Genomic DNA, 720 nt, shown 5'->3' on the forward strand with positions numbered 1-720 from the left:
AGGCATCTCTGCCAAGTTCTCTGGATGTCAAGAGTAGGTAAGGTTCTTCGCGTTGCATCGAATTAAACCACATGCTCCACCGCTTGTGCGGGCCCCCGTCAATTCATTTGAGTTTTAACCTTGCGGCCGTACTCCCCAGGCGGTCTACTTAATGCGTTAGCTTGAGAGCCCAGCGTTCTAGACGCCAAACTCCGAGTAGACATCGTTTACGGCGTGGACTACCAGGGTATCTAATCCTGTTTGCTCCCCACGCTTTCGTGCCTGAGCGTCAGTCTTCGTCCAGGGGGCCGCCTTCGCCACCGGTATTCCTCCAGATCTCTACGCATTTCACCGCTACACCTGGAATTCTACCCCCCTCTACGAGACTCTAGCTTGCCAGTTCGAAATGACCATCCCAGGTTGAGCCCGGGGCTTTCACATCTCGCTTAACAAACCGCCTGCGCACGCTTTACGCCCAGTAATTCCGATTAACGCTCGCACCCTCCGTATTACCGCGGCTGCTGGCACGGAGTTAGCCGGTGCTTCTTCTGTCAGTAACGTCAATTGGTGCAGATATTAGCTACACCACCTTCCTCCTGACTGAAAGTGCTTTACAACCCGAAGGCCTTCTTCACACACGCGGCATGGCTGCATCAGGGTTTCCCCCATTGTGCAATATTCCCCACTGCTGCCTCCCGTAGGAGTCTGGACCGTGTCTCAGTTCCAGTGTGGCTGATCATC

At 54.4% G+C, this 720-nt stretch carries 1 rRNA gene; it reads right to left on the minus strand.

Going from position 1 to position 720, the window contains the following annotated elements:
- Window positions 1–720 (minus strand): 16S ribosomal RNA (locus IE064_RS18070); the annotation flags it as partial.

The sequence above is a fragment of the Shewanella fodinae genome, assembly GCF_014651955.1.
Lineage (GTDB): Bacteria > Pseudomonadota > Gammaproteobacteria > Enterobacterales > Shewanellaceae > Shewanella > Shewanella fodinae.